Origin of the sequence: Faecalibacterium sp. (genome assembly GCF_052358865.1) — a bacterium.
GTDB classification, from domain to species: domain Bacteria; phylum Bacillota; class Clostridia; order Oscillospirales; family Ruminococcaceae; genus Faecalibacterium; species Faecalibacterium butyricigenerans.
In genome coordinates this window covers 1-10,105 of the sequence record NZ_DAWCVJ010000082.1, presented here as the reverse complement: position 1 = coordinate 10,105, position 10,105 = coordinate 1, and the positions used below count along the sequence as shown (strand labels likewise).

Genomic DNA, 10,105 nt, shown 5'->3' with positions numbered 1-10,105 from the left:
GAGTTTGCTACTCCGGTTGACCTGATGAAAGAATGGAAAACGCAGATCATTCAGCATGGGGAACAAAAAAACATCCACGCAGATGCCATCGAGTCATTTCTAAACGCTTTACTGAGCTTGATGCAGGAAACTCCTTGTGTCCCGGAAATGGCACTCCCGGGCAACCAGCAGGTGCAGGAATTCCTGATTTCAGAAAACGTATTATACAGAAATGAAGGCTGTTTGGCATTTGTTCATCAAAGCATGGCCGATTACCTGAATGTAGAGTGCTGGCTGCAAGATATTCTGCACAGGAAAAAGGTGGAAGAACTTCTGCCTTCTTACAATGCCCAGGGGCCGGAATATCGGGTGCGGCTGCAGATGCTCTGGCAAGTGTTGCTGCGCGCTAGCACAACATTGTTTTTAGACAGAGCCGAAAGTTTTCTGAGCAGCAAAAACATCCGTTATTATTACAAGTGTACCGTTTGGGAAGCGCTCGGGCAGATAGAGGCTCCCGGAGAAAAAATCATGGCGTTCATTCAGGCGCACTGGAATGAAGATGTCTGGAGAGAAACAATCCTGCACCGTGTTTTCTGGGGGCACAGTGCATTTATTCGGCAGTATGTAACGGCCGGGTTTGCCGCATCTTGGGCCGACCCCACGGCGTTGTGGCTGCTGAGCCCGCTTGTGACGAGCGACCAGACTTTTGTAAGAGAGGCCGTGCTGCCCTGTATTGGAAAAACACCAGAAAACGACCAGAATATCTTAAGGCTGTTCTGGATGCACAAAAATCTGGAACGCCAAACGGTTGAACTATGTCTGCAGATCCTGAAAACACAGCCAACCCTGGGGCTGAATACCAGTGAGTACGAATCATGGGTGGAAACATGCCCTGATAAGGCGGTGGAATATCTGGCCCTTGCCTTTAGACAGGTATCGTCACATCAGGAATATATCGCACCAAAATTCATGGAACTTTCCCAGAAATGCCCCAAGGGTGTATTGGAAACGCTGTGTCCGTTGGTAATTGAGGTATCCAAAGGGGAGGATGCTCGGATGCGATGGCGAGCGTATGACAGATATTACAATGGTGTACGCTGCTATGTAAAGCTGATACAGGATTCGCTGCAGCAGCTGGTGCAGCAGGATCTTCCGTATGTAGAAAAATTTATAGCAAATCATCTGCATACAGAATCTTGGTTGGAACATGAATGGATTTTAAAAACGCTCCTACTTTTACCGGAGCAAGACGCCATGCTGGCCTATCAATGGCTGATGGAGAAGTTCCCGGAACACTTTCTAGACATAACGAGCCCGGAAGAGCGGATGACGACCTATGCGGCAGAGGTTCTGAAAAAGTTCTCTCCCTTCTGGTCCGATGATCAATTTGACCAAATGGAGCAGCGCATTGTTTCCAATCGCTCTCCCAATATGCTGGAAATCGCGCGAGAGCGGTTTAAACAAAAAGGATATTGGCCCTACTGGGGCGGCCTGCAGGAGACGCTTTTGCCCGCGATGGATCCAGCCAGAAGCAAAAGCAAAGCACTGCAAGCTGTGCTGCAGCGCCGGAAAGAGCAGGACTTTGGAGATGTATGGTATAAAAAAGGAGGGCTCATAGAGAGCTATACCGTTCGTTCGTCCATTGCAGATCATGCAGAAAAGCTGAGCGATGCGGCATGGATCCGATTGCTCACTTCGGACATGTTGCATCTATCACCTCGTGATACCATTCAGCAGCACTTCCATCGGCCGGGACTGGAATCCTCTCCCAGAGAGTTTGCCCGGACACTGGAAAACTTTTTCGTCACAGAGCCTTTGCGGCTGGCTGGTATTGCAGAAAAACTACCAGAGCAGATTGATGCGCATTATTCGGCGGTAATCCTGAATGTATTCGCAAAAAAAGAAGTATTTGATGCGGTCGGGTTTGAAACTGTTGAAGCCGTCGCTGAAAAATTCACACGCTGCATGACAGCGGAGATGGATTATGAGCTGGCTTCAGGATTTTGCGGTTTACTGATCAACCACCCGGAAGCCCCTTGGTCTGCTGAGAGCTATCAGCGTCTGCGCTTTCTGGCAGTTGAGCATAAAAATCCGCAGGAAAACACATACAATATAACATCGTGTAACGACCCACAGAACAAATCCTGCCAGTGTCTCCGGGACAACGTACTGAACAGCATCCGGGGGTATGCGTTCCGAACGATCGCAGAAACTTTATGGAAGTGCCCGGAAAAAGTAGCGGATTGGAAGACCGTCCTCGAGCATGGTCTTCAGGATCCGCATCCTTCGGTTCGCTATGCCGTGATAGATGCACTTGCAGCAGTCAGTAGAGTAGACAAGCCTTTTGCCTGTGAAGGCTATTGGAAAGTTTTGCAGCAAGATCCGCGCTGCATTTTACACTATACATCCGGATGGTTTATCATGCAGCTTTACCCAGTCCATCCGGAAGAGTGCCGTGCCTGTCTGATCTGGGCATTTGAGCAGAGCGAAACGGAGCAGGATCTTGTTCGTAATGCTGCCCGTATTCTGGCTGAGATGTGCATCAAAGGAGATCCCGATGTCCATGCCTACCTTTTCCAAAGGCAGCATATGCCAGAACAGGCCTATGGAATTTTGGATCAGTGTTTCGACGACCTAAACCAGGAGCCTAAGAACACCGCTGCCAAGCAGCTGCTGCTTTATATACTGCAAAATTGCCAGGAGATCCCGCAGCATATCGTATGGCAGTATTGCCGGGAGCCTGGGCCTCACGATCCGGACATTTTACAGGTTTTTGTGGAACGGTGTGCAAACCGGGCTGAGTACGCTTTGATCCGCTTTTTTCTGGAGTCCAGAAAAGAAAACAGCTCTGCTTGGTGGGAAAATCTGTACATTTTTTGCGCCCGGGCCTGTGAGGATGCAACTAAGGGATATGGCCTTGCCGTCGATGATTTCTGCAAGCTTCCGTTTTTGCTGCTGGAAACAGCGGCTACTGTGCAGCAAAGAGAAAAAGCTCTGGACGTTTTTGATGAAACTTTCCGCAGCAATGTCATCCAGATGGAAGATTTTTTGCGGGAAACCAATCGATAATATAAAAACAGAAAACATCTTGTGTTGTGCATAGCGTAATTCTCATATAAAGCTCTTGCAAGCATACTCCTGCGGGAGTATAATTGGAGCGAGGAGGCGGTTCTGTGGAAAAAACAATTTATCACGGTTCGGATCATATTATTGAAAAGCCAAAGTTCGGCTATGGCAAGCCCTACAATGACTATGGCATCGGCTTTTACTGCACTCAGAACCCCAACATGGCCAAAGAGTGGGGCGTTGGCATCGACCACAATGGCTACGCTAACCGGTATAAAATCGAATGCGACGGTTTGACCATTCTGGATTTGAACGCTCCCGGTTACACGATGCTGCATTGGCTGACGATTCTTTTGGAGAACCGCGAATTCGATACTTCTGCCCCGCTGGCCGCAGAAGCCAAAGAATACCTGATGAACACTTTTCACCTCGACTATAAGTCTGCAGATATCATCATTGGCTACAGGGCAGATGACAGCTATTTTTCCTTTGCATCCGATTTTATCAACGGTGCAATCTCTTACCGCCAGTTGTGCAATGCCATGCGCTTGGGCAAGCTGGGGCAGCAGTTCGTGCTGAAAAGCAAAGCGGCCTTTGAACAGCTGGAATTTCTCGGCTATGAGACCGCAGACTCTAAAGAATGGTATAAGAAAAAGGCCTTCCGTGACCAGACAGCCCGCCGCCAATATTTTGACGTGGAGCGCAACCGCCGTCAGAGGGGAGACCTTTATATTACCACGATTCTCGACGAGGAGATGAAGCCCAATGATCCACGCTTACGATAAAAGCTATCTTTCTGCTGCACAGAAAAATCTTGCCCGGATGTTGGATTATCTTGCCAACGATCTGCATTATCCGTTGGAGACGGCATGGCAGTGGTTTGTGAGCAGTGAACTGTCTGCCCGGTTCGAGCAGGGGGATTGTTCTGTGTTGGTGGGCTTGTCCGGTGTAGAACTTGCCCGCGCTGTACTGGAGCAGGCGGGCGAAGTCGTGCCTATGCAGAAACCCTCGTATGCCTACGACCGCAGCCCGGAATACTGGACAGGTTGGGCTCTTGCCTATTACCAGTGGCTGACCAGTTTGCGCTTTGCGGAGATTGAACAGGCAGTGTCTATCACGAAAGTGCGGCTGCTGTATACGCCCTACCACGAGATGGATGTACGGCAGTTTGCAGACAAGATGAACGAGTTGTACCGTGAGGCAAAGCCGGAAACAAACCTGAAAGCCATGCGCACATTGGCCGGATTGAGCCAATCGGAACTGGCAGGACAGGCTGATGTGCCTGTGCGTACCATCCAGCAGTACGAACAGCGACAGAAGGACATCAACAAAGCACAAGCAGAAACGCTGCTTCGCCTTGCGCGTGCGCTGAATTGCAACGTGGAGGATCTGATGGAGAAAGTTCCACCGCTGAATTTTAAATAAGAATGAAGCGATGAGACCTGACACAGATTGTGCAAACAAAAAAAAGAAAGCTGCCATCCATGAGAGAAAAATTCTCACGGATCGGCAGCTTTTCTCTTTGAAGTTGTTATGATCACGGCGGATTTTCTATTGATGCTTTTCCCATTGATGTCATAATCGTACATTTTTCGGGTTCATTCTTGGGAACAATGCAGTCGTGAAGGAAAGGGATGGAGAGAGCAGATGCACTTACTGTTCATTAGCCCACCCCATTTCCAGTTCATCAAATAGGGAATCCTGAGGCAGAGAAGAGAACACATCGTTTTCTACTGCATTGCGTAAGGAATCTGTGTTGCGCTTCAAGACATCAGATGCGGAGATGGCAGAAACTTTATAATCATTATTCTCCAACTGCTTTCTTAAGAAAATATAGCTATGCTTTGGCAGATTCAAATCAAGCATATCCGTATTACAGAGCAAAGCCCTCTTCTGCATTTCTGGACATCCGGGACACTGAATCGAACACCACCGTATCTCCTGCTTTCAGAACCCGGTAAAGCTTCAGCCACTCCGGGCGAAAGATAGATGTACCGGTGTAGGCTTCCTGTACGATATGGGCAGTCGGATACTCGGCCTTGATGTTGCGGATCTGACGGTCAATGCTCTGCTTTGCCGTAGAGATTCGGCAATAGCCATAGATGTTCATGCGTATCCTTTCTGGCTCAAAGATAACGAGCGACATTTTTAAGACTGTATTTTGCAGCTCGAAATAGCCTGAAAACCGCTGATTTTGATACAAAACTGTCCATACGGCATCTTTAAGACAGTTTTTGGTGGCCGTAGACAGCCATAAAAGCGGAAATGGTAGTACACGGCTCATGGTCGGCGGTGTCCTCGCCATCCAAAGGAGCGTAGTTCCAGTCGGTATCCTCGTCAATATATCGCCGCCCATCATCCGGCAGTTCCAGCGGTTCCGCAAGGATAATGGTGCCCCAGTGGTTGACCATCACAAAGGGCGCGATCTCACAAGGGATGCCCCGGCACTCATCATCGTGCCGGACATCGTAAGCGTACAAGCCGTCCGGGACAGTATCTCTCCTGATGCGGATGCTGGTGAACAGTGCAGGCTTTCCGCAAACCGTGATTTCTTCGTAGTGTTCGGTCATTGCATTAAAGGTCATAAAACGTTCCTTCTTAAATTTCAATGATAAAAGCTCTGAATTTCTCTTTGTAGAAATCCATTGTACTCTGCGGCAGAGAAGTCAGATTCCCTTCGTTGTCATATCCGGCCAGAAATCCCGGCCCAGCAAGAACATCGGCTCCATCCCACAGCGGACGATTGAGCGGTAAGCCAAGCAGCTTGCCCTCATCATTGCAGACCAGTGTGACCTCTGAACCGGTGTCACTTAAGGTGATGCATTCAATCAGCCCGCCTACAAATTTCTGCATGGCTTCAAGGGTGTTGTCCAGCTCGATCTCCTTTGGTAGCTCCATTGGCAGGAGCGCAAGGACTTTGATTTTTTTGTCTTTCACTGTGTGCCTCCAAATAAAAACAGGACAATCCACGCGGACTGTCCTGCAAAAGTAAAGGGAGAGCATCCGAAGATACTCCCCCTAAGTCATATACAGTTTAGCTGATGCCAAGCTCTTTCATAAGCTTGTCACGGTATGCTTCGTCTTCAGAAGCCCGCTTAACATCTTCAATGCGGCTCTGATCGAGAAGCTTCTTAACAAGAAGTGCCATTTGATTCTTGCCTTCGATTTTACCTTCAGCTTTTCCTTTGTTTTCCACTTTATCAAGCACATCGCACATATTGTGTGGGCCCCCTTTCTGGCCATCGGTATTTGTATTGTACGCTTCCTCAAACCGATTATCATTCGTCATAATACTCAGCAGTTGAAGCGTTTCTTGCACATGGGTCAGATCCTGCGAACTCGGAATATAGTCGCCGTTTTCCCGTTTCTGCACGAAATAGTCTGCCACGACCTTAAAATCGCTCTGGAAAAGCTCTACCTGTTCGTGGGTCAGATAGGCGATCTGGAACAAGTTGATCTCATAGTCGTTGACAAACGGCTCAAACTCTTTGGGAATATTCAGTCGCTCTTTCAGGGAAAGCGGCCCATTCCACGGTTTATCATGGCCGAAGTAGAGCACCAGCGTCACGACCGAATAGAGATTTTCACTATCACCAAGTAACTGTGCCCGATACTCTGCGCCATCGTAACCCATGACACGGAGCGGCATATTGGGATCAGAAGCGGTCTGGTTTTCAAAACCGATACAGGCCACACGGATATTTCCGTTCTTCCAGCGTTTGGCAACATCCCGCTCGATCTCACGAATCTTGCCATCTACTTTGTAGTAGGAGCGTGGAGCCTGATCTTCCAGTTCATCCGCAGACAGAACTTGCTTGCCGTTGAACAGAAGCACGTTCACAATGTCCGAAAAGACATCGTTATAGGATTCCAGAATTTTTTCAGATGTATCCTTTTGCGCCATGCCATCACCTTCTTTTCTCTTGTTATTATAGTAGCATACAGATGTGAAATTTACAAGCATTCGCCTTATGCTACGTTCAATCTGGTTGCCTTATAGCAGTCTGCGCACATCCCCTCATGGGTGGCTGCAAACTCTGCCGCCTGCATGATAGAACCGTCCTTCAGCTTGACCCTCTTGATGGGCTGGTTGCAGCGGGCGCAGATGCAGGGCACGGGCGGCTGTTCCTGCTTCGGGGTAGCAGATTTCGGTCTCGGCAGCTTTTGCGGTTCTGCCTCTGGCTGCGGTGCAGCATCTTCCGGCAAATCCTCTCCGGCATAAACGTACAGGCCAAGGCCAAACATAGCGAGGTTCTTTACCAAGCACCGCATGATAGCCTTATTCACATCGAACATGGATGCTGCTTCTACGGTGCGCTCTTCCATGCCGATCTTTTCACGGTGGCGGGTCTGCGGATTGTAGTCCCATTTCGGGGTGGTATAGGTGTAAGGCACAGCTTTCATGGCTTTGTTTGCGCCATCCAGTACAGGCAGCCACATTTCATGCGAAACGCCCTCAATCGTGACCGAGGTATACACCATGAAGCCGGTTATGGGGTCATAAACATAGGGCAGGCCGTTGAATTTCTTGACCTCGTAGCTGGCAGCGGGATACAGCTTCTTCACCTCTGCCCAAGCATACGCCCAGCTTACATATTTCAGTTCCGTGCTGCCGGACTTTTTGACTTCCAGATGATCTTTGAAGTCGATAGCAAATAATTTTACGAATGGATTTTCCATATGAATGCCTCCAATTCTGATAAAGAAAAAAGGGCACAACAGCGTCAACTGTTGTGCCCCATGATGTGAAAATTACGGATTGAGCAGAAAATCAATGATGTTTCGATGAATGATTCCGTTTCGGCTTAAATTCACCAAGTCACCACTGATAACATACTTAGGATAGTTGTCGTGCAGCCGCTCAAGATTACCGAACTCCCGTTCTTCATCGGCGGGAGTGATCAGGTAAGCAACCTGAATATAGAGCTTTTCATCTCCACGGTAGCAGATAAAATCAATTTCGGTGTCGTCCAGCTTGCCGACCTGAACTTCATAGCCACGGCTCCGCATTTCCAGATATACGATGTTCTCATACAGCTTGTTGCTGTCAAGTTTTTCGCTTTTCTTGATAACGTTCCGCAGGCCAAGATCGACCGCATAGTACTTTTCTGTGCTGGACAGGAGCGCTTTTCCTTTGATATCATAGCGGCTTGCATTCAGAAGGATAAAGGCTTCCTTGAAATAATCAACGTAGTTCAGTACGGTAGCAGTGGTTGTCTTGATTCCTTCCGAAACCATGCGTCCACTGATATTACGGGCAGAAAACGGATTGCCGATATTGTTCAGCAGGAATGCAAGGACATTACGTAATGCGGTCTGTTCGCGAATATTGTGGCGTAGCATGATGTCACGGACAATGATAGCCTCGTAAAGATCGTCCAGATAGGTGGTGATTGAATGATCGTCAGGGAGGAAGAAACGCTGCGGAAAACCGCCGTACTTCAAATAGTCTGCGAAGAGCTTTTCATCCGAAGTATAGGTTCCGTTTTCAATGCATTGCTGTTTTGCTTCGGCCAGCGAAAAGGGGAAAACCTGAATCTGGATGTATCGTCCGGAAAGATAGGTTGCCAATTCGCCGGAAAGCAGCTTGGAATTGGAGCAGGTCAGGTAAATATCACAATCGAAATCGACACGAAGAGAATTGATTGCAATCTGCCAGCGCTCCACCTCCTGAATCTCATCCAGAAGAATATAGATTTTGCCGGTACAGCCTTCCGCTTTTTCTGCGATGTAGTCGTAAAGTGTTTCTGCAGTACGGGTGTTGCGGAAGCGCATGGACTCAAAATTGGCCTGAATAATGTTCTGTGCGGGAATATTGCGCTGGAGGAGCACGTCCTTGATCTGACCGAGAAGGACTGTTTTTCCACAGCGCCGGATTCCAACCAGAACTTTGATCAGATCCTGATCGATAAAAGGAATGATCTTATCCAAATAACTTTTGCGCAGAACCATCGTGCATCACCTCATATTCTTATCTTAGCATACAATTATTGTTGTGTAAACAGTATTGTGCTTTTCTATTAAATAAAAATAGCTGAATCACGAATTTTGTGTGTCTATAGGCGCACAAAAATTATGCCGCATGAACGATGGTGAATCTGCGGCTGCTTACATTTTTGCTGTACTGGTTGAAAATGTCCGGCTGCTCTTTCCGCAGACGTTGGGAATCCACACGCTTACTTTCGGAGGATACCCATGATACCTTGTAGCCCGGTGCTGTGCCATAGGCGGCATCCTGCATTTGCAGCTTGACCTGCTGCTCGATAGCCGTTTTCTCCTGTTCCATCTGCTCGATTTGGTCGGAAAGCTCCTGTCGCTTGTCCAACAGATTACGGATGGGATTCAGATCGGCAGTTTTGTTTCGATCATCTGCAGAGTATAGCTGATTGATCTGCTGTGTATCCCCCTCGCTTCCGGTAGGTACAGGCGGAATTTCGGGCATTACGTTGTATTTCCAGAAGTGCTCTTCCTTGGCAATGAGGTTGTTCAGAACTTCTTTGTCGGTTGTGATTTTGTGAATCACCAGCTCCTTCCCGAAAATCAGAGCAGCAATGTACCAGCAGTCAAAAACGCTGACAGCCAGATAGTGATTGACCTGAGCCATGTAATGTGCAGGGATTTTGCCATCCGCCCACTTGTCCGCAGAGAAAGGCGAGACCGTCTTGCACTCCAGTCCGGCCTTCTGCCCAACGATCAGGCGGTCAAAGTCTGCCAGAAGCAGCGGATGTTCCTCGCTCTGGTAGATGGCATTTGCCCGGCGTACTTTCAGACCGGTGGCCTCGGTGAAGCGCTGCGCTACATAATCCTCCAAGTCACGGCCCTGCCGCATAGCCTCATTATCGATGTTCTCAATAGTTTCGCTGTTTTTGTCGCAGTAAACCTGAAAAGCAGAACGATAGGGATTTACACCCAGAATGGCACCTGCATCGGTGCCGGTAATACCGCACTTGCGGTAGCGGAGCCAATCCTCTTTGGACAGGTTCAAAGTTGAAATCAATCTTTTCATGCGCTTTGCATCCTTTCTTTCATAATAGATTCGGCAAGAATGAAGTCATATTCC

Annotated in this window: 10 protein-coding genes and 1 pseudogene; 3 read left to right on the top strand and 8 right to left on the bottom strand. The window is 48.4% G+C overall.

Features of this window, described 5'->3' with window-relative positions; all coding sequences use genetic code 11:
- The 3 genes from ACT8X9_RS11245 to ACT8X9_RS11235 form a co-directional block, all read left to right on the top strand.
- Positions 1-3,048 (top strand): hypothetical protein (locus ACT8X9_RS11245; protein WP_444269049.1); only part of this gene is annotated, 3,048 nt, incomplete at its 5' end.
- A gap of 104 nt (positions 3,049-3,152) precedes the next feature.
- The gene (locus tag ACT8X9_RS11240) at positions 3,153-3,830 is read left to right on the top strand and encodes a DUF3990 domain-containing protein (RefSeq protein WP_174235873.1); all 678 of its coding nucleotides are present in this window, start codon (positions 3,153-3,155) and stop codon (positions 3,828-3,830) included.
- Entirely contained in the window at positions 3,811-4,470 is a 660-nt protein-coding gene (locus ACT8X9_RS11235; protein ID WP_444269048.1) for a helix-turn-helix domain-containing protein, read from the top strand. The genes ACT8X9_RS11240 and ACT8X9_RS11235 overlap by 20 nt, the downstream gene beginning before the upstream one ends.
- Positions 4,471-4,698: 228 nt before the next feature.
- Here the strand turns inward: ACT8X9_RS11235 and ACT8X9_RS11230 are convergent, their stop codons facing one another.
- From ACT8X9_RS11230 to ACT8X9_RS11195, 8 genes and pseudogenes are all read right to left on the bottom strand, one after another.
- A complete protein-coding gene (locus tag ACT8X9_RS11230) occupies positions 4,699-4,929 on the bottom strand; it encodes a hypothetical protein (RefSeq protein WP_444269047.1) in 231 nt (76 codons plus the stop codon).
- A pseudogene (locus ACT8X9_RS11225) lies at positions 4,922-5,191 on the bottom strand (recombinase family protein); the annotation flags it as partial. The pseudogene ACT8X9_RS11225 and the gene ACT8X9_RS11230, both read right to left, overlap by 8 nt.
- A gap of 76 nt (positions 5,192-5,267) precedes the next feature.
- Positions 5,268-5,630, bottom strand: coding sequence for an LPD28 domain-containing protein (locus ACT8X9_RS11220; protein WP_444269046.1), 363 nt, complete (start codon positions 5,628-5,630; stop codon positions 5,268-5,270).
- A 13-nt stretch (positions 5,631-5,643) separates the two neighbouring features.
- Positions 5,644-5,982, bottom strand: a complete 339-nt coding sequence (locus ACT8X9_RS11215; RefSeq protein WP_444269045.1) for a DUF3846 domain-containing protein — start codon at positions 5,980-5,982, stop codon at positions 5,644-5,646.
- Between the two features lie 97 nt (positions 5,983-6,079).
- Positions 6,080-6,949 (bottom strand): Rpn family recombination-promoting nuclease/putative transposase, encoded by an 870-nt coding sequence (locus ACT8X9_RS11210; protein WP_444269044.1) that lies wholly within the window; start codon positions 6,947-6,949, stop codon positions 6,080-6,082.
- Positions 6,950-7,014: 65 nt separating this feature from the next.
- Positions 7,015-7,725, bottom strand: coding sequence for a Sak single strand annealing protein (locus tag ACT8X9_RS11205; protein WP_444269043.1), 711 nt, complete (start codon positions 7,723-7,725; stop codon positions 7,015-7,017).
- Positions 7,726-7,797: 72 nt separating this feature from the next.
- Positions 7,798-8,997 carry an ATP-binding protein gene (locus ACT8X9_RS11200; RefSeq protein ID WP_444269042.1) on the bottom strand — a complete coding sequence of 400 codons (1,200 nt, stop codon included), beginning with the start codon at positions 8,995-8,997 and terminating at the stop codon, positions 7,798-7,800.
- A 121-nt stretch (positions 8,998-9,118) separates the two neighbouring features.
- Complete coding sequence (locus tag ACT8X9_RS11195; protein WP_444269041.1) at positions 9,119-10,051, bottom strand: YqaJ viral recombinase family nuclease; 933 nt, start codon at positions 10,049-10,051, stop codon at positions 9,119-9,121.
- Positions 10,052-10,105 lie beyond the last annotated feature (54 nt).